At 65.4% G+C, this 17166-nt stretch carries 19 protein-coding genes; 7 read left to right on the top strand and 12 right to left on the bottom strand.

What is annotated here, in order from left to right; genetic code table 11:
• Positions 1-5 precede the first annotated feature (5 nt).
• Together CSW63_RS04400 and petA are read right to left on the bottom strand one after the other, a co-directional pair.
• A complete protein-coding gene (locus CSW63_RS04400; protein WP_062096369.1) occupies positions 6-1286 on the bottom strand; it encodes a cytochrome b N-terminal domain-containing protein in 1281 nt (426 codons plus the stop codon).
• 5 nt (positions 1287-1291) lie between these two features.
• Entirely contained in the window at positions 1292-1843 is a 552-nt protein-coding gene (gene petA / locus CSW63_RS04395) for a ubiquinol-cytochrome c reductase iron-sulfur subunit (RefSeq protein ID WP_062096371.1), read from the bottom strand.
• A gap of 204 nt (positions 1844-2047) precedes the next feature.
• Between petA and CSW63_RS04390 the strand changes: the two genes are divergently transcribed.
• Entirely contained in the window at positions 2048-2506 is a 459-nt protein-coding gene (locus tag CSW63_RS04390) for a tRNA (cytidine(34)-2'-O)-methyltransferase (RefSeq protein ID WP_062096373.1), read from the top strand.
• A 3-nt stretch (positions 2507-2509) separates the two neighbouring features.
• On the opposite strand, the gene CSW63_RS04385 is transcribed toward CSW63_RS04390, so the two are convergent.
• Positions 2510-2932, bottom strand: coding sequence for a hypothetical protein (locus CSW63_RS04385; RefSeq protein WP_099502833.1), 423 nt, complete (start codon positions 2930-2932; stop codon positions 2510-2512).
• Between the two features lie 98 nt (positions 2933-3030).
• Positions 3031-3768, bottom strand: a complete 738-nt coding sequence (locus CSW63_RS04380; protein ID WP_062096376.1) for a glycosyltransferase family 2 protein — start codon at positions 3766-3768, stop codon at positions 3031-3033.
• 56 nt (positions 3769-3824) lie between these two features.
• On the opposite strand from CSW63_RS04380, the gene CSW63_RS04375 reads away from it, so the two are divergent.
• Genes CSW63_RS04375 through CSW63_RS04365 form a run of 3 tightly spaced genes read left to right on the top strand, consistent with a single transcriptional unit; the run spans position 3825 to position 6762 of the window.
• Positions 3825-5504, top strand: a complete 1680-nt coding sequence (locus CSW63_RS04375; protein ID WP_062096377.1) for a glycosyltransferase family 39 protein — start codon at positions 3825-3827, stop codon at positions 5502-5504.
• Positions 5501-6400 carry a hydroxymethylglutaryl-CoA lyase gene (locus CSW63_RS04370; protein WP_062096378.1) on the top strand — a complete coding sequence of 300 codons (900 nt, stop codon included), beginning with the start codon at positions 5501-5503 and terminating at the stop codon, positions 6398-6400. The genes CSW63_RS04375 and CSW63_RS04370 overlap by 4 nt, the downstream gene beginning before the upstream one ends.
• The gene (locus tag CSW63_RS04365; RefSeq protein ID WP_062096380.1) at positions 6397-6762 is read left to right on the top strand and encodes a hypothetical protein; all 366 of its coding nucleotides are present in this window, start codon (positions 6397-6399) and stop codon (positions 6760-6762) included. Before CSW63_RS04370 ends, CSW63_RS04365 begins: the two co-directional genes overlap by 4 nt.
• Positions 6763-6919: 157 nt before the next feature.
• Here CSW63_RS04365 and CSW63_RS04360 read toward each other — a convergent pair whose 3' ends face one another.
• Genes CSW63_RS04360 through cysS form a run of 6 tightly spaced genes read right to left on the bottom strand, consistent with a single transcriptional unit; the run spans position 6920 to position 12440 of the window.
• Positions 6920-7846: a glycosyltransferase family 2 protein gene (locus CSW63_RS04360; RefSeq protein ID WP_062096381.1), complete on the bottom strand. Its 927-nt coding sequence runs from the start codon at positions 7844-7846 to the stop codon at positions 6920-6922.
• A complete protein-coding gene (gene thrS, locus CSW63_RS04355) occupies positions 7846-9813 on the bottom strand; it encodes a threonine--tRNA ligase (protein WP_062096382.1) in 1968 nt (655 codons plus the stop codon). The genes CSW63_RS04360 and thrS overlap by 1 nt, the downstream gene beginning before the upstream one ends.
• Positions 9810-10064 carry a membrane protein insertion efficiency factor YidD gene (gene yidD, locus CSW63_RS04350; RefSeq protein WP_062096383.1) on the bottom strand — a complete coding sequence of 85 codons (255 nt, stop codon included), beginning with the start codon at positions 10062-10064 and terminating at the stop codon, positions 9810-9812. The genes thrS and yidD overlap by 4 nt, the downstream gene beginning before the upstream one ends.
• Positions 10065-10116: 52 nt before the next feature.
• On the bottom strand, positions 10117-10578 hold the full coding sequence (locus CSW63_RS04345) for an iron-sulfur cluster assembly scaffold protein (RefSeq protein WP_062096385.1): 462 nt from the start codon (positions 10576-10578) through the stop codon (positions 10117-10119).
• A gap of 6 nt (positions 10579-10584) precedes the next feature.
• A complete protein-coding gene (locus CSW63_RS04340) occupies positions 10585-11046 on the bottom strand; it encodes an SRPBCC domain-containing protein (RefSeq protein ID WP_062096387.1) in 462 nt (153 codons plus the stop codon).
• A gap of 2 nt (positions 11047-11048) precedes the next feature.
• Positions 11049-12440 carry a cysteine--tRNA ligase gene (gene cysS / locus CSW63_RS04335; protein WP_062096389.1) on the bottom strand — a complete coding sequence of 464 codons (1392 nt, stop codon included), beginning with the start codon at positions 12438-12440 and terminating at the stop codon, positions 11049-11051.
• Positions 12441-12635: 195 nt separating this feature from the next.
• On the opposite strand from cysS, the gene folE reads away from it, so the two are divergent.
• Positions 12636-13274, top strand: a complete 639-nt coding sequence (gene folE / locus CSW63_RS04330; RefSeq protein WP_062096391.1) for a GTP cyclohydrolase I FolE — start codon at positions 12636-12638, stop codon at positions 13272-13274.
• A gap of 140 nt (positions 13275-13414) precedes the next feature.
• On the opposite strand, the gene CSW63_RS04325 is transcribed toward folE, so the two are convergent.
• Complete coding sequence (locus CSW63_RS04325) at positions 13415-14299, bottom strand: DUF817 domain-containing protein (RefSeq protein ID WP_082749497.1); 885 nt, start codon at positions 14297-14299, stop codon at positions 13415-13417.
• A 90-nt stretch (positions 14300-14389) separates the two neighbouring features.
• Between CSW63_RS04325 and hisI the strand changes: the two genes are divergently transcribed.
• The gene (gene hisI / locus CSW63_RS04320) at positions 14390-14809 is read left to right on the top strand and encodes a phosphoribosyl-AMP cyclohydrolase (protein ID WP_062096393.1); all 420 of its coding nucleotides are present in this window, start codon (positions 14390-14392) and stop codon (positions 14807-14809) included.
• Positions 14796-15422 carry a LysE family translocator gene (locus CSW63_RS04315; protein WP_062096395.1) on the top strand — a complete coding sequence of 209 codons (627 nt, stop codon included), beginning with the start codon at positions 14796-14798 and terminating at the stop codon, positions 15420-15422. Before hisI ends, CSW63_RS04315 begins: the two co-directional genes overlap by 14 nt.
• A 3-nt stretch (positions 15423-15425) precedes the next feature.
• On the opposite strand, the gene CSW63_RS04310 is transcribed toward CSW63_RS04315, so the two are convergent.
• Complete coding sequence (locus CSW63_RS04310) at positions 15426-17120, bottom strand: alkaline phosphatase (protein WP_062096397.1); 1695 nt, start codon at positions 17118-17120, stop codon at positions 15426-15428.
• Between the last annotated feature and the right edge of the window lie 46 nt (positions 17121-17166).

Below are 17166 nucleotides of genomic sequence, written 5' to 3'. Positions count from 1 at the left end.
CGGGATCAGCCCTTCTTCTCGGTCAGCGCCGGCGAAGCGATCGATTCCGGCACGGGCAGCGGCTTTTCCTTCAGACCCAGGATCGGGAGGATCACCAGGAAGAAGGCGAAGTAGTACAGCGATGCGAAGCGGCTGAGCCAGACGAAGCTGTTCAGGTCGGCGTCGATCAGCTTGAAGGTGGTCAGGTGCGGGATGACCTTGTCGTCCGGCAGCTTGGCGCCGCAGAGGCCCAGGATGCAGCAGGCGACGACGAAGATCATGAAATAGACCTTCGCGGTCGGGCGGTAGCGCATCGAACGCACCTTCGACGTGTCCAGCCACGGCAGGGCGAACAGGCACGCGATGGCGCCAAACATGGCCAGCACGCCCATCAGCTTGTCCGGCACGGCGCGCAGGATCGCGTAGAACGGCAGGAAGTACCATTCCGGAACGATGTGCGACGGCGTCACCAGCGGGTTGGCCTCAATGTAGTTGTCGGCGTGGCCCAGGGCGTTGGGCATGTAGAAGACAAAGAAGGCGAAGAGAATCAGGAAGACGCTCATCGCGAAACCGTCCTTCACCGTCGCGTACGGCGTGAAGGGCACGGTGTCGGCCTTCGACTTCGGCTCGACGCCGGTCGGGTTGTTCTGGCCCACCACGTGCAGCGCCCAGATGTGCAGGATCACGACGCCCGCAATCATGAAGGGCAGCAGGTAGTGAAGCGAGAAGAAGCGGTTCAGCGTGGCGTTGTCGACCGCGAAGCCGCCCCACAGCCAGGTGGTGATGCTTTCGCCGACGATCGGCAGGGCGCCGAACAGGTTGGTGATCACGACGGCGCCGTGGAAGGACATCTGACCCCAGGGCAGCACGTAGCCCATGAAGGCGGTGGCCATCATCAGCAGATAGATCACGCAGCCCAGCAGCCACAGGACTTCACGCGGGGCCTTGTAGGACCCGTAGTAAAGGCCGCGCATCATGTGGATATAGACGGCGATGAAGAACATCGACGCGCCGTTGGCGTGCATGTAGCGGATCAACCAGCCGTAGTTCACGTCGCGCATGATGTGCTCGACGGACGCGAAGGCGTGGTCGGCGCTCGGGGTGTAGTGCATCACCAGGATGATGCCGGTGATCAGCTGCGAGGCCAGGCACAGCGACAGGATGCCGCCGAAGGTCCACCAGTAGTTCAGGTTCCGCGGCGTGGGATAGTCGACGAAGGAGTCGTAGCCCAGGCGGATAATCGGCAGACGGGCGTCGAGCCAACGCTCGAAACCGGTCTTGGGTTGGTAGGTCGAATGTCCGCTCATCTGGATTAACCGATCTTGACCTTGGTGTCGGACAGGAACTCGTACTCCGGCACCACCAGGTTCAGCGGTGCGGGACCCTTACGGATGCGGCCCGAGGTGTCGTAGTGCGAGCCGTGGCAGGGGCAGAACCAGCCGCCGTAGTCGCCGCCGCCGAACGTGGGCACGCAGCCCAGGTGCGTGCACGAACCGATCAGGACCAGCCACTGGGCCTTGCCGGGCTTCACGCGATCGGCGTCCTTCTGCGGATCCTTCATCGGCGCGCTGTCGTCGGCGACCGCCTTGGAAATCTCGCCCTTGGTGCGGTTGCGCACGAAGAGCGGCTTGCCGCGCCACTTCAGCGTAACCTGCTGGCCTTCCGGCACCTTGGTCAGGTCGAACTCGGTCGAGGCCATGGCCAGCGTGTCCGCCGACGGGTTCATCTGATCGATGAACGGCCACACCAGAGTCGCCGCGCCGCCAGCAGCGGCGGCGATCGCGGCGATATGAATGAAGTCGCGCCGGGAGGGATCGCCCCCGTGTTCCGGCTCGGTCGTTGCGCCCACGGCGGTGTCGGCCACCTTAAGTCACCCTTTGGTTCCGCCAGGCCGCGGGAGCGACCGGCTTGGAGACGCGCCTTGCGGCGCCATATCTTGCTCGACCCGCAAGCGGATCTCCGCCACAAGGCAGCGGTCAAATCGTCCTATCGGACGCGCGGGCGAAGTCCGCAAGTCCTTTCGATTCGTGGCAAAGCCCCTGCTGCCCTTGTGGTTGGTTCGCTTATTATGCGCATCGCACTTTTTCAACCAGGCATTCCCCAAAACGTAGGGGCCTGCATTCGGCTAACGGCCTGCTTCGGCCTGGGGCTCGACGTGATCGAGCCCTGCAGTTTCCCGTTGAATGACAAAAGCTTGAAGCGCGCGGCCCTCGACTACGGCCCTTTGACGCACCTGGCTCGGCACGACAGTTGGGAGACATTCCTTAAGGCGCCGGAACGCGTTGACGGGCGGCTTCTGCTGTTCACGACCCGGGGCGCGACTCCGTTGCACCGGTTTTCATTCGAGCCCGGCGACACCCTGCTTTTCGGCAACGAAAGTCGCGGCGCGCCAGAGGAGGTTCACGCCGCAGCACAAGCTCGGATCGTGATTCCCATCCGGCCGGAGACGCGGTCTATGAACCTGGCGACCACAGCGGCCATGGCGCTGGGCGAGGCGCTGAGGCAGACCGGAGGCTTCCCCGACTAGGGCTCAATGATCGCCGAAATCGACGTCGCGACGCGCCGCCACGATGGTCACGATGAAGCCCGCCAGCACGTCCAGCAGCACCATCAGGGTGATCAGGAAGAAGGTCGAGGTCGCAAAGGCGGGGGCGAGCAGGAACTCGACCAGGCATAGAATAAACAGCACCATCGACAGCGAATGATTGATGATCGCGATCTTGCGGCTGGTCGTTGACTTCAAGAGTTCGACAAACAGCACTACCAGCGAGGCGGCCATCAGCAGATCGCCCAGGCTGACGGCCCAGTCGGTGCGCGAGGTCATGTGGATGGTGAACAGCGCCTCGTTCATCCGGGCCGTCGCGTCCGTGGCCCTGAAGCCTCCGGTCAGCGTCAAGGCGACCAGGTTGTAGACAATGACCGGCAAGGCCAGCAGCGGAACGGCCGCGAACATCGAGCTTCCCCCTCCGGCGGCCCCGGTGTGGTCAACCGCCATGGCTAAGGCCTAGCCGGAATTTCGCTTGTGGTGAAGTCGGCTCGCCTGAGCCGGGACTAGGCCTCGTCCACGCCCTGCGGGTTGCGGGCCCGCGACTGGAGCCACATCACGCCCAACAGGTCAGAGATCGAAGCCTTGAGGCGACCGAGATTGGTGTACTTCGACACCCCGGTCTCGCGATGGCGGTGATTGACCGGCTGGAACGCCACCTCGTAGCCCTCGCGCAGCATCAGCGCCGGGATGTAGCGATGGATGTGATCAAAGTACGGCAGACGCAGGAAAGCCTCGCGCTTGAACGCCTTGAGGCCGCAGCCGGTATCGTTGGCGGTGTCCTTGAGCAAGCGCTTGCGCACGCCGTTGCCAAACTTCGACGCAAAACGCTTGGCGTTGCTGTCCTGGCGCTTGACCCGTTCGCCGCCAACCAGAGCAAGGTTTTCGGGACCGGCCGCCAGGGCCTTGGCCAAGCGAGGCGCATCGGCGGGATCGTTCTGGCCATCACCATCCAGCGTGACGATGATCGCCCCCCGCGCGGCCAGGACGCCGCTACGCACGGCGCGGCTTTGGCCGGAGTTCTTGCGATGGCCCAGCACGCGCAGTTGCGGGATCTCGGTCTTCAGCGCGACCAGACGCGCCTTGGTGTCGTCACGGCTGGCGTCGTCGACGAAGATCATCTCATAGGCCTCGCCGGCAAACGCCGCCGCGATCTCGCGAGCCAGCTTCGGCGCGGCCTCTCCCTCATCGAAAACGGGGACGACGACAGAGTAGTCGGGGGCGGAGGCGCTGGCGGCGTTCATCGCCCTCTAATACCGGAAAAATTTCCCCACGAAAGGATCGTGCTAAAGCAGACGGCATGACGCTTGAATCTCGCCTGGATGACTGGAGCCGGGGGTGGCGCGCGCCGCTCTTCGCCGCGCTCGTCGCCCTGATCGCCGGCCTGCCCGGCCTTTTCGCCATGCCGCCCCTGGATCGCGACGAATCGCGCTTCGCCCAGGCGACCGCGCAGATGATCGAGACAGGCGACTACGTCGTGATCCGGTTTCAGGATCAGCCGCGCTTCAAGAAGCCGGTCGGCATCCACTGGATGCAGGCGCTGAGCGTCAAGGCGCTGTCCGACGCCGAGGAGCGGCGAATCTGGGCTTACCGAATTCCGTCTCTGTTGGGAGCGATGCTGGCGGCGGCGGCCTGCGCCTGGGGCGCGGCGGCTCTCTTCGATCAACGCACTGGACTGCTCGCCGGCTCGATCCTTGGCGCGACCTTCCTGTTGTCGTCCGAGGCTTTCATCGCCAAGACCGACGCGGCGCTCTGCGGCACGACCACCTTGGCCATGGCGGCTCTGGCGCGGGTCTATATCGCCCACCTCAAAGGTGAATCTTCGAGCAAGTGGACAAAACTCGCCTTCTGGCTCGGCCTGTCGCTCGCGGCGCTGATCAAGGGCCCCGTCGGTCTTCTCGTGGCGATCTTCGCTCTGATCGCCCTGGCGCTCTGGGATCGCAAGGCGGGCTGGATGAAGGATCTCGGCTGGACCTGGGGCCTGATCCTGTTCGCAGCCATCACCCTGCCCTGGGCCATGATGATCACCGTCGCCACCGACGGCGCCTTCTGGGGCGCGGCGGTGGGCGCGGACTTGGCCCCGAAGCTGGCCGGCGGCCAGGAGGGGCACGCGGGCCCGTTCGGCTATCACACCCTGCTCGCCCCCCTGCTCTCGTTCCCCGCGACCTTGCTTTTGCCGGCGGCGCTGGTCGTGGGCTGGACCAAGCGCGACGAGCCCGGCGTGCGCTTCGCGCTTTGCTGGCTGATCCCGACGTGGCTGATGTTCGAATTGCTGCCGACCAAGCTGGTTCACTACGAACTGCCGGCCTATGGCGCCCTGGCCATGCTGATGGCCGCCGCCGTGCGCGAGCCGCTGGGCAAGCGCTCGCGCTGGATCGGCGGCGCGCTGTCGGTGCTGATGGGCGCGTTGCTCGCGGCCGTGGCGATCTACGGCCAGACCGCGTTCGGGACGGCAGGCGATCTCGTCTGGACCGCCCTGGCCGCCCTGCTGGCGCTTGGCGCGGGCGTCACGGGAGCTTTCCTCCTGCTCCGTCATCGCTCGGCGCGGGCCTTGGTCGCCGCCGGGGTCCTGGGCGTAGCCGCCCACATCGCCCTGACCGCCGGGCTGATCCCGCGCCTGGAACCTCTGTTCCTGTCGCGTGATCTGGCCGAGACCCTGGACGCCGCACGCCTGTCGCCACGTTCGGGGGCGCCGGGCCCCGTGGCCGTCACCGGCTACGCCGAACCCAGTCTGATCTTCCAGTTAGGGACCGCCACCGAACTGACCGACGGCGCCGGCGCCGCCGACGCGGTTGCTGAGGGGCGTCCGGCCATTGTCGAGGCGCGCGAGGAGAAGCCGTTCCGTGACGCTCTGGCGGGGCTTGGCCTGACCGCGCGTCCCGTCGCCGTGGTGGATGGGCTGAACTATTCGGACGGCGACCAGGAGCGGTTGACCGTCTATCGCGGCGAACGCATCGCGCCGCAGGAGGAACAGCCGTGAGCCGCTTCATCCAGATCGTCGAGGTCGGTCCGCGCGATGGGCTGCAGAACGAGAAGACCGTTCTGAGCGTCGCGGAGAAGCTCGATCTGATCAGCCGTCTCGAGGCTGCTGGCGCTAGGCGCACCGAGGTGGTCTCGTTCGTAAATCCGAACCGCGTGCCGCAGATGGCGGGGGCGGAGGAGATCATGGCCGCCCTGCCCGCCGACCTGATCCACTCCCGGATCGGTCTCGTCTTGAACATGCGCGGCTGGGAGCGGTGCGTGTCGACCGGATGCGACGAGGCCAATGTCGTGGTCTGCGCCTCCGACGGCTTCGCCACCCGCAACCAGGGCTCGACGACACGCCAGCAGGTCGAAACCCTGGCGGCCATCGTCGAACGCCAGGCCAGCGAAGGTGGCCCGCCGATCACCGCCACGATCTCAGTGGCGTTCGGTTGCCCGTTCGACGGTGAGGTTTCGGAAGATCAGGTCATCGCCATCGTCCGCGAGGCCGCAACGCTGGGCGTTCCGGAGATCGCCATCGCCGACACCATCGGGGTGGCCGATCCCTGGACAGTCCGCAAGCGGATCGAGGCCGTCCGCGCCGCTGCCCCGGATGCGCGCCTTCGCATGCACTTCCACGACACCCGAAACACGGGCCTGGCCAACGCCTTCGCCAGCGTCGAGGCGGGCGTTGATGTGCTGGACGCCTCGGTCGGCGGCCTGGGCGGCTGTCCGTTCGCCCCCGCCGCGACAGGCAATATCGGCACCGAGGACCTCGTTTACATGCTGGAACGCGCCGGCTTCGAGACGGGTTATAATCTGGGCGCCCTCATCGAGATCGGCCGCGACATCAGCGCCAAGTTGGGTAAGGCTCCCGCCTCGTCCCTCGCCCGCGCCGGAGGATTCCCCGCATGAGATCTCTGGCCGTCGTGCTCGCCCTTGGCCTGTCCGCCTGTGTCGCCGCGCCAGTGGCCGACGCAGGCCCCGCACGCTGCGATGTCACGATCAAGTTTGGCAGCTATGGCGCGGGCATCGACCATGCGCTCGCCGACAAGATCGCCGCAGCCGTCAAGAAGGACAGCGACATCGCCCGCTCCGAACGCAAGCCCTGGGGCCGCGAGGGCGAATTCGATCAGTGCTTGACGGTGAAGCCGGGACGAGACGCCAAAGCTGCGTACGAACGCTATCGCGCCATGCTGCCCAGTAAGAATCTGAAGGCGCCGACATCTATCGAGGGACCGGATGGTCTGAGGTTCGAAACCATCGCGCCGATGTAGGCGGACGCTCTACACAGCGGTCGGGGTAGGTTTTAGGCTCGTGGCTCTTGCTCAATCGGCGCCACCGCAAGCCGCCGCCGGACTGCCTCGCTGCCCCCCCCCAAAGAACGCTGAGGAAGCGATTTAACGTAGGGAGCGCCCCCTCTGACGGCCGCCCCTAGATCGGCCGACCCGTCAGTTTCCACAGCAGCGGCCGGCAGACGCTCATCAGCATGATCGCCGGCGCCAGCAGCACGGCGGCGGCGAAGAGCTGGAGGCTGTCGGCGCGCTTGATGAAGTAGCGGGTCAGGCCCACGCCCTTGTGAAATTCGACCTTCACCGGGTGCTCCAGGCTGGTGTGGCCCAGGTGGATCACCTGGGCGTTGGGCTGGAACAGCACCTGGCCACCCGCTCGGCGGGCGCGCCAACAGAGGTCAATATCCTCGACGTGGAGGAAGTAGCCTTCATCGAAGCCCTTGAGGGCGACGAAATCGGCGCGGCGCATGGCGAAGCAGGCGCCCGAGATCGTCGGCATTGGCGCCGGCCCTGGTGGCAGGGGCTCGTTCTCACGATGAATCTCGAAAGCCGCCAGCTTGGGGTAACGGCGGGTGAGTTGGCCGAAGCTCAGCACGGTGCTGATAGGCGTGACCTCGCCCCGACGGCCGCCACGCTGCTCGGTGCCGTCGGTGTTCAACACCCGCGCGCCCACGATCGTGGGCACTGGCTGGCCCTTGAAGGCTGTAACCAGCGACGCCACGCAGCCAGGCTGCAGATTCGCGTCGGGATTCAGGAAGACGATGTATTCGCCTGCAGCGGTCACCGCACCCAGATTGGCCCCCCGTGCGAAACCGACATTGCCGTGTCCCTGCTTCAGCACGACGCGCGGTTCGGTCAGGGCCAGCGACCGAAGCATGTCTTCGTCCCGCGAGGACGAACCGTTGTCGACGATGATGAATTCGTCGACCAGCGGTTCTGCCAGCACGTGGCGGATGCTCTCGACCAGCGCCTCCCCCGTCCGATAAACGACCATGACAACGGACACGTTCGGACGAGCCGGACGCGCGCCAACGGCAAGGGTCGATACGGACGGGAGAATGCTGTTCATCAGGCGGTCGCTGCCTCCTGCGCGGCTTGGGCGCGCGCGAGGTCGGGAGGCGTAGCGTCGGATTTCAGCACCCGAAGCGCGTCTTCAAGCGACAGCACGCTCTGGCCTTCGCCGCCGAGGCGACGAAGAGCCAATTGCCCTGTTTCCGCTTCTTTACGTCCCACCACCGCGATCACTGGCACCTTAGCGAGACTATGCTCGCGGATCTTGTAGTTGATCTTCTCGTTTCGCAGGTCCAGCTCCGCCCGCATACCCAGTTTCGTCAATTTTTCGACGACCTCGCGGGCATAGTCATCGGCGTCCGAGGTAATTGTAGCCACCACCACTTGTGTCGGCGCCAGCCAAACGGGCAATGCGCCCGCGAAGTTTTCCAGCAGAATACCGATGAAACGCTCGAAGGATCCCAGAATCGCGCGGTGAAGCATCACCGGACGCTTCTTCGAACCGTCCTCCGAAACGTACTCAGCGCCAAGTCGTTCCGGCAAAACGTAGTCGAGCTGCAGCGTACCGCAGGTCCACTCGCGGCCGATGGCGTCCTGGACGATGAAATCCAGCTTCGGCGCGTAGAACGCCCCGTCGCCCTCGGCAATCACCGGTTCAACGCCGGCCAGACGCGCGGCCTCGGCCAGCATGCCTTCGGCCTTGTCCCAGAACTCGTCCGAACCGGCGCGCAGCTCCGGTCGCGTGGCCAGGGCGATGTATTTGGTCGTCATGCCCAGATCGGCGTGGATCATGCGCGCCAGACGGATGAATTGCTCGGTCTCCTCGACGATCTGGTCTTCGCGGCAGAAGATGTGGGCGTCGTCTTGGGTGAACGCGCGCACCCGCATCAGGCCGTGCAACGCGCCCGACGGCTCGTACCGGTGGCACGCGCCGAACTCGGCCATGCGCATGGGCAGCTCTCGATAAGAGCGCTGGCCGACGTTCCAGATCTGAACGTGTCCGGGGCAGTTCATCGGCTTGAGCGACAGAACCTCGCCCTCGACCGTCTCACAGACGAACATGTTGGCGCGGTACTTGTCCCAGTGACCGGAGTTTTCCCAGAAGGTCTTGTCCAGCACCTGGGGCGTCTTGACTTCAATGTAGCCGGCGCGGTCGAGGTTGCGGCGCATGTACGCTTCCAGCGTCTGCCACAGTTTCCAGCCCTTGGGGTGCCAGAAGACCATACCCCGACCTTCTTCCTGCATATGGAAGAGGTTCAGCGCCTTGCCGAGCTTGCGGTGATCGCGCTTTTCGGCCTCCTCGATGCGCTTCAGATAGGCTTCGAGATCGGCTTCCGACGCCCAAGACGTGCCATAGATGCGTTGCAGTTGGGCGTTGTTCTGATCCCCACGCCAATAGGCGCCGGCCAGCTTGGTCAACTTGAACGCCTTGCCGACATGCTTGGTCGAGGGCAGGTGGGGGCCGCGGCAGAGGTCTTTCCAGTTCCCCTGACGATAGACCGTGATCGTGTCCGTCGGCGGCAGGTCACGGATAATCTGCGCCTTGTACTGCTCTCCGATCTCGTCGAAGTGCTTGATCGCCTCGTCGCGGTCCCAGACCTCGCGCGTGATCTTTTCGTCGCGATCGACGATCTCCTTCATGCGCTTTTCGATCTTTTCCAGATCGTCCAGGCTGAACGGCTCGTCGCGCGCGAAGTCGTAGTAGAAGCCATCCTCGACGTTAGGGCCGATCGTGACCTGGGTGCCGGGGAACAGCTCCTGCACGGCCTCGGCAAGCACGTGGGCGGTGTCGTGGCGGATGGTGTCGAGGGCCTCGGGCGCCTCGCGCGTCAGGATCTCGAACTTGCGCTCGCCCGTCAGCAGGTCGGGCGTCAGCGGGCGATCCAGGTCCAGGACCTGACCGTCCAGCTTGATCAGTAGCGCCTTCTTTTCCAGCGACTTGGAGATGGCGGCGGCGACGTCGCGTCCCGTCGAGCCGTCGGGGTACTGACGCGACGAACCGTCGGGGAAAACCAGATCGATCATTCTTCACATATCCACTGACGTGGCTGGTGTCGCGGCGGCGGCGGGTCGTAACCCGAACCACCCAACGGATTGCAACGGCAAATCCGTCGCAACGCCAGCCAGGAACCCTTGAGCGGGCCATGATCCTTGAGGGCGGCCGCCGCATACTCCGAACAACTCGGCGCGAAGCGGCACTGCCGCCCGATGAGGGGCGAGAGCGTCAACTTGTAGGCTCTAAGACCCAGGTCGACGGTGCGTTCGTAGAAGGTCATGCCGGCGCGCGAATTGTTGCGATGCGGTTACACACCCCGAAGGGGGTAGGGATCAAGCCGCGCCGGCGGTGCTAGTTCGCGTTTCACCGCTGCCTGTGGCCTTCCGGACAGCCTCGACCGTCGCCTCGAACGCCAGAAGCGTCGAGGCGTGACGAGCGGGATAGTCCTTGACCGGCTCCAGCACGGCGAGCTCCGCAAACCGGCCCGCAGGAGGCGAGCCGTTCGCCTTCAGCATAGCGGCAAGCGAGTCCCGCGCCAACTCGATGTCGGAAAGTTCCGCGCCGATCACGTTCGCGCCGAGGATCGCCGCAGCGGCCTGCCCCAGAGCGCAGGCTGAAACGTCCTGGGCGTAGTCGACGACCTTGCCGTCCTCGACCACCACATCGACCGTGATCCGACTGCCGCACAGCTTGGCGGTCTTCTCCGCGCTGGCGTCGGGCGCGGCCAAGCGTCCGGCGCGCGGCATGTTGGCCACGAGCCCGAGGATTTTGGCGCTGTAGAGATCGTCGATCATCGTCGCCTAGGTGGGGTTGTTGGACCGTTCGGACCATATGGCCTCGGCGCGATCCCGGACCGCTTCGCCCATGGCGGTGAACGCCGCCTTCAGCCGTCGGCGCTCATCGCGGCTAACGAACCGCAGTAGCAGGCCCATGAACAGCTCGCCGTTGGAGAAGGTCGCGTTGGCCGGGCCCATGTTCTCGATCTCAAGGTAGCGGATCGCCGTTACGAAACCGCCCAGCCGGCTCGAACGCCAGTGCAACTGCTCGTAAGGCACCCAGTCCTGGACCACAGGCTGGATGACGGTGGGCGCCTGCCCAGGCAGGTGCTGTTCCAGCACCAGAACCGAGCCTACCTTCATCACCCCCTCGGCCTTGCGATAGAGCGGGTTCCAGTGGGCCCAGCCTTCAAAGTCCGAGACGACCTCCCAGACAATTTCGGCGGGAGCCTGGACCCCGATCCGATGCTCGACAGCGCGCTGCATGGTCAGTCCTTCATCCGCCAGGTAGCGCCGGTCGGGCCGTCCATGACCACAACCCCCAGGGCGTCCAACTCGCCGCGAATGCCGTCGGCGGCGGGCCAGTCCTTGGCGGCGCGGGCGGCGACCCGCTTAGCCAACAGATCTTCAACCTTGGCCTTCAACTCGTCGGAGGCGTCGCCCTCGAACCACGCGTCGGGATCCGCCTGCAGGAAGCCCAGCAGGGCGCCGGCTTCGAGCAGGCGAGCCTTGTTGGCCGCGATGGCGACGGTGTCGCCCGCCGTCACGGCCTTCTCGATCAGGCTCGACACCTCAAAGAAAGCCGAGGTGGCCAGCGGAGTGTTGAGATCGTCCATCAGCGCGGAAATCACGTCGGCAGGCGCTTCCATGGCCTGGTCAGGCGCTATGTCCTTGGCGCGACGCAAGGCGCCATAGAGACGGTCCAGCGACTTCTTGGACTGCTCCAAGAGCTCGGGCGTCCAGTCCAGCGGCTGGCGGTAGTGAGCCGACAGCAGCGCCCAGCGGATCACTTCGCCCGGAACCGTCTTCAGCAGTTCGTGCGGGATGATCACATTGCCCAGGCTCTTGGACATCTTCTCCCCGCCCATGTCGAGGAAGCCGTTGTGCATCCAGTAGTTGGCCAGCACCGACGTCTTGTGGGCGCAGCGGCTCTGGGCGACCTCGTTCTCGTGGTGCGGGAAGGTCAGGTCGATGCCGCCGGCGTGGATGTCGATCGTCTTGCCCAGCGCCTTGTCGATCATGGCCGAGCATTCGATGTGCCAGCCGGGACGGCCCGCACCCCAGGGGCTGTCCCACTCGGGCTCGCCCGGCTTGGACGGCTTCCACAGCACGAAATCGGCCGGGTGGCGCTTGTAGGGCGCGACCTCGACGCGGGCGCCGGCGATCATCTCGTCCAGCGGACGGCCCGAGAGCTGGCCGTAGTCGGCGAAACTCTGGGTGTCGAACAGCACGTGACCCTCGGCGGCGTAGGCGCTGCCGTTGTCGACCAGTTGGCCGATCATCTCGAGAATGGCGCCGATATGCTCGGTGGCCTTGGGCTCGAGGTCGGGCCGCAGGGCGCCCAGCGCGTCGGCGTCCTCATGATAGGCCGCCAGGTAGCGCTCGGTGATCACGCTGATCGGAACGCCCTCGTCGACAGCCTTCTGGTTGATCTTGTCGTCCACGTCCGTGACGTTGCGGGCGTAGACCACCGCGTCCTCGCCGTAGAGGTGGCGCAGCACGCGATACAGCACGTCAAACACCACCACCGGCCGGAAGTTGCCGATGTGGGCGTAGTTGTAGACCGTCGGACCGCAGACATACATCGTCACCCGCTCGGGATCGGCGGGAACGAAGTCGCGCTTCTCGCGCGTCAGGGTGTCGTGGATCTTCAGGGTCATGACTCTGGGTTCTGACGTAGCGGAAGGGTGTTGCCCACCCCATGAACGGCCCCATATAGCTTTCTGTTACGGCAAGGGCCACGGCGTGATGCGTCTAAGTTCCAGGCCCGGCCGTATGTGAAACGGGTGGCACGCGTCATTCCGAGGCGATCGGCGTCTCGGCGCAACTCAGCCCGTGGAAAGAAACCCTCCAAAATGGACGCACTGACCCGCGAGCGAACCCTGATCGGCTCGGACGACACCACCGGTCTTGATCTTGAACCCGCACAGCGCCCCACTAAAGACGAGGCGATGGCCGCCGTTCGGACCCTGCTGGCCTGGGCCGGTGACAATCCGGAACGCGAAGGCCTGATCGACACGCCCAAGCGCGTGGTCGAAGCCTTTGACGAGTGGTTCGCCGGCTATCACGGCGATCCGGCCAAGGAGTTGTCGCGCACCTTCGAGGACGTCCAGGGCTATGACGACATGGTCATGCTGCGCGGCATCGACGTGCAGAGCCACTGCGAACACCACATGGCGCCGTTCCTGGGCAAGGCCTGGGTCGCCTACATGCCGACCGGCAAGGTCGTGGGCCTGTCGAAGCTGGCGCGCCTGGTCGAGATCTTCGCCAAGCGTCTCCAGACCCAGGAGACCATGACCATGCAGATCGCCGACTCCATCGAGGATCACCTGTCGGCCGCTGGCGTCGCCGTGCTGATCGACGCCGAGCACCAGTGCATGAGCACCCGGGGCGTCCATCACCACGACGTCTCGACGATCACCACCCAGTTCCGCGGCGTGTTCAAGACCGACAAGGTCCTGCAACAGCGCTTCATGGATCTGGTGAAAAAATAAGATTCAAAATCCATGTCATCCCGGACGGCCCGTAGGGCCGATCCGGGACCTAGGGCCAAGCCCAGAGCGGCTGCCCCTGGGTCCCGGCTCTGCGCTTCGCTACGGCCGGGATGACACGCTTTCTCTTGGCTGCGAGGCGACTATGCCGCGCGCCAGATTCCTTCGCGGATCTTCGCCACGCAGGCGTCCACCGGCCGATGCACGAGCGTGACCAGCACGAAGCTGATCAGCATCAGCAGGTACCAGGCTCCCATCTTCTCGAACGGCACCATACGCCAACCGTCGGCCTGGCTAGGATAGATCCAGGCGCCGGCGAAAGTGCCGAGGTTCTCGGCGATCCAGATGAATAGTGAGACCAGGACCGCCCCCATCAGCATGGGCATGCGGCGCGCAGTCTGGTCTGGGGTGAACACGAACCAGGTCCGCCCGAACAGCAACACCGACAGCGCGAACAGCCCGACCCGGATGTCGATCATGTAGTGATGGGTGAAGAAGTTGGCGTAGATCAGCACCGCCAGGATGTGGGTGGTCCAGAACGGCGGGTAGCGGATGAAGGTGATGTCGAAGAGCCGCCAGATCCGCGCGATGTAGCTACCGACGCAGGCGTACATGAAGCCCGTGAACAGCGGCACGCCGCCGATCCGCAGCAGGCTCTCCTCCGGATAGATCCACGACCCATGGGCGGTCTTGAACAGCTCCATGATCGTTCCGACCACATGGAACATGAAGATCACCAGCGCCTCGTCCCAGCGCTCCAGCTTGAGGGCCAGCAGAGCGACCTGGATCGCCACGGCGGCGACGACCAGGAAGTCGTACCGGGCGATGGGGGCGACCTCCGGCCAGAACAGCTTGGTGCCGACCAGCAGCGCCAGCATCAGCCCGCCGAACAGACAGGCCCAGGCCTGCTTGAGGCCAAAAAGCAGAAATTCGTAGGCGTAGCCGTTCCAGCGCGACCTGCGCGCCCATGGCCTGGCCCGCTCGTCCAGCGCCGCCACGCCAGCCTTGATGCGGTCTTTCAAGTTCATCGCGTTCCCTGAAGCGCGCGGTCGCGCTCCGTTCCCCAGAAGCGGCGCGGAACCTAGCGCAGACGCAAGGCCTGCGCCATATGTGGCGCCATGAGCACCGACCTGTTCCCCCAAGCCCACAGCAAGCACGACCTGGAACGCGGCGCGACCCTGGCGCCGCGTTTCAACGCCGACGGTCTCATCGTGGCGGTGGCTCAGCACGCCGACACTGGCGAGATCCTGATGCTGGCCTGGATGAACGCCGAGGCGCTGAAACTGACGGTCGAGACCAAGATCGCCCACTATTTCAGCCGGTCGCGCAACGAACTCTGGAAGAAGGGCGACACCAGCGGTCAGTTGCAGGACGTGGTCGAATTGCGGGTCGACTGCGACCAGGACGCGGTGTTGCTGAAGGTCCGCCCGCGCGGTGATGGCGGCGCATGCCACGTCGGCTTCCGGTCTTGCTTCTACCGCGTGCTTGAGGACGGCGCGCTGGTCGAACGAGAAGCGCCCGCCCATGACCCCGCCTGAGGCGCTGATCGCCTTCACCCTGGCGGCGGGTCTGCTGACCCTGACCCCGGGCCTGGACACCGCGCTGGTGATCCGAACGGCCGCAGCGGAGGGCCCCCAGCGCGCGGCAGGGGCGGCCATCGGGATTGGACTGGGATGCCTGGTGTGGGGCGCGGCCGCGTCACTCGGAGTTGGCGCTTTGCTGACAGCGTCTCAGACCGCCTACACGGTGCTGAAATGGGTCGGGGCGATCTATCTGGCCTGGACAGGCTTGCGGATGATCCTGAAGCCGCGCGAGGCCTTCGAACCCGGTGAGACCGATGCTGTGGACGCGGGCCCTGTCGCAGCGTTGCGTCGCGGACTGCTGACGAACCTGCTCAATCCCAAGGTGGGAGTCTTCTACGTCTCGTTCCTGCCGCAGTTCATCCCCGTGGGCGTCGACCCCGCGCGGTTCGGCCTGCTGCTCACCGCGATCCACGTCGTCGAGGGGCTGGCGTGGTTCGCGCTGCTGATCGCCGCCACCGTGCCCATCGCCGGCCTGCTGCGACTCTCGCCGGTGGTCCGATGGCTGGATCGGATCACCGGCGGGGTCTTTGTCGCGTTCGGCCTTCGCTTGGTCTTGGAGCGCCGATAGGCCCTAGGCTTCTCGCAGCGGCGCGACGCCGCCGTCGGCGCCCGGCGTGACCACAAAGCGCTTCAGCGGCGCCACGTCATAGGTCGGCGCCGTGATGGTCGAGACGGCCATCAGCTCGCTGGTCGCCTTGCCGTGCTCCAGGGTCAGGAGAACGAAACCCTTGGCGCTGGGGTGGGCGTACTTCACTTCCTTGTTCCGCTGCACGAACGCCTCGCCCAGCGGAACGCCCGGCAGGATGTCGCCATAGCCTGGCGAGGTCACCGAGGTCGTGCCGAACTCGACCGCCACCAGACGCTGGCCTGCGTCGTTCCACAGCTCGTTAGCCCAGAACATATGGCTGTCACCGGCCAAGACGATGGGACTCGCCTTGGTGGCCGTAAGGATGTCGTAGACTCGCTGCCGGTCGGCCGGATAGCCGTCCCAGGCATCAAGATTGGAAGGGATGTCGAAAGCCGACATCGCGACCGACTGATCCACGCGCTTGCGAGCGTAGTCCGGCATCTTGTCCAGCAGTTGAGCGTAGGCCGCTTCGCCCATCGTCGCCTTCAGGTTGGGAGAGGCGACGCGGCCCATGACGACCTGGTTGCCCAGGACCTGCCAGGCGGTGTTAGCCTTCACCGAGGCGCCGATCTGAGCCGCCAGCCACTGCTCCTGGCCCTCGCCCATCATCCGGCGGGCCGGATCCTTCCACTTAGCGGTGAAGGCGGCGACATCGGGCTTGCCGTCGACGATCGGCATGTCGCGGTCATAGTTCAGCTCGGCGGTCCGCGCGCTGAGCCGCGTTTCGACCATGAGCAGCGAGGCGACATCGCCGAACTGGAACGACCGCCATGCCGCTTCGGGCAGGGCCGCCTCACGGATGGGCATCCACTCGTAATAGGCCTTCAGGGCCGCAGCCTTCCGCGCTGTCCACTCACCCTCGCCCTTGTCCGGATTGTGGTTCTCAGCGCCGCCGACCCAGCTGTCATTGGCGGTCTCGTGATCGTCCCACACCACGATCCAAGGCGCGCGGGCGTGGGCGGCTTGCAGCGCTGGATCGGTCTTGTATTGCGCATGGCGGCGGCGATAGTCGTCGAGGGTGACGATCTCGTGCGGCGGCTCGGGTGTGCGAGACTTGGCCACCGGCGAGTTCATGCCGTAGTCCTGCGGCGCGCCCCCGTACTCGTAGATGTAGTCGCCCAGATGCACGACAGCGTCGACGCGCGGCAGCTTGGCGATGGCGTCATAGGCGTTGAAGTAGCCGTTCGGATAAAGGCTGCAGGAAACCACCGCCAGCACGGCGTCCTTGGTCGCGCCCTTCACGAGGGTCTTGGTGCGCCCGACCGGCGACGTGACGCCATTGGCCTTGAAACGATACCAGTACTCGGTCCCCGGCTTGAGGCCCTGGCCATCAAGGTCGTGTTTGACGGTCCAGTCACGGCTGGCGCGGGCCCGCAGACCACGGCTGGTGGTGACCAGGGTCTTGAAGTCCGGATCGGCGGCGACCTCGAGGTCGACGTCGATGTCGCCCGTCGTCGGTTGCTTCGGCGTCACCCGGGTCCAGAAGATCACATAGGTCAGACCCGGATCGCCGCTGGCGACCCCATGCTCAAAGGCGACCGGCCCCTTGAAATAGTTGATCGGTTGAGCGGCGGCTTCGCTGGCGGCGGCGCCCGAGACGCCCAGCAGGCCAAGCAGTCTGCGACGATCGATGGTCATGATGTTCTCCCCGGATGCCCCTGACGGCCCGACCCGACATACGCCA

The organism is Caulobacter sp. FWC26 (assembly GCF_002742645.2).
Classification (GTDB): Bacteria; Pseudomonadota; Alphaproteobacteria; order Caulobacterales; family Caulobacteraceae; genus Caulobacter.
Note: the sequence above shows the minus strand (reverse complement) of the source record. Positions and strands in the feature narration are given on the sequence as shown.

Coding starts and splice junctions, on each gene's coding strand:
- CSW63_RS04345 (WP_062096385.1), bottom strand. CDS start 10,578: ATGATCGACGATCTCTACAGCGCCAAAATCCTCGGGCTCGTGGCCAAC.
- CSW63_RS04390 (WP_062096373.1), top strand. CDS start 2,048: ATGCGCATCGCACTTTTTCAACCAGGCATTCCCCAAAACGTAGGGGCC.
- CSW63_RS04380 (WP_062096376.1), bottom strand. CDS start 3,768: ATGAACGCCGCCAGCGCCTCCGCCCCCGACTACTCTGTCGTCGTCCCC.
- CSW63_RS04400 (WP_062096369.1), bottom strand. CDS start 1,286: ATGAGCGGACATTCGACCTACCAACCCAAGACCGGTTTCGAGCGTTGG.
- cysS (WP_062096389.1), bottom strand. CDS start 12,440: ATGACCCTGAAGATCCACGACACCCTGACGCGCGAGAAGCGCGACTTC.
- CSW63_RS04340 (WP_062096387.1), bottom strand. CDS start 11,046: ATGCAGCGCGCTGTCGAGCATCGGATCGGGGTCCAGGCTCCCGCCGAA.
- CSW63_RS04385 (WP_099502833.1), bottom strand. CDS start 2,932: ATGTTCGCGGCCGTTCCGCTGCTGGCCTTGCCGGTCATTGTCTACAAC.
- CSW63_RS04360 (WP_062096381.1), bottom strand. CDS start 7,846: ATGAACAGCATTCTCCCGTCCGTATCGACCCTTGCCGTTGGCGCGCGT.
- CSW63_RS04310 (WP_062096397.1), bottom strand. CDS start 17,120: ATGACCATCGATCGTCGCAGACTGCTTGGCCTGCTGGGCGTCTCGGGC.
- thrS (WP_062096382.1), bottom strand. CDS start 9,813: ATGATCGATCTGGTTTTCCCCGACGGTTCGTCGCGTCAGTACCCCGAC.
- folE (WP_062096391.1), top strand. CDS start 12,636: ATGGACGCACTGACCCGCGAGCGAACCCTGATCGGCTCGGACGACACC.
- CSW63_RS04375 (WP_062096377.1), top strand. CDS start 3,825: ATGACGCTTGAATCTCGCCTGGATGACTGGAGCCGGGGGTGGCGCGCG.
- CSW63_RS04325 (WP_082749497.1), bottom strand. CDS start 14,299: ATGAACTTGAAAGACCGCATCAAGGCTGGCGTGGCGGCGCTGGACGAG.
- yidD (WP_062096383.1), bottom strand. CDS start 10,064: ATGACCTTCTACGAACGCACCGTCGACCTGGGTCTTAGAGCCTACAAG.
- CSW63_RS04365 (WP_062096380.1), top strand. CDS start 6,397: ATGAGATCTCTGGCCGTCGTGCTCGCCCTTGGCCTGTCCGCCTGTGTC.
- CSW63_RS04315 (WP_062096395.1), top strand. CDS start 14,796: ATGACCCCGCCTGAGGCGCTGATCGCCTTCACCCTGGCGGCGGGTCTG.
- hisI (WP_062096393.1), top strand. CDS start 14,390: ATGAGCACCGACCTGTTCCCCCAAGCCCACAGCAAGCACGACCTGGAA.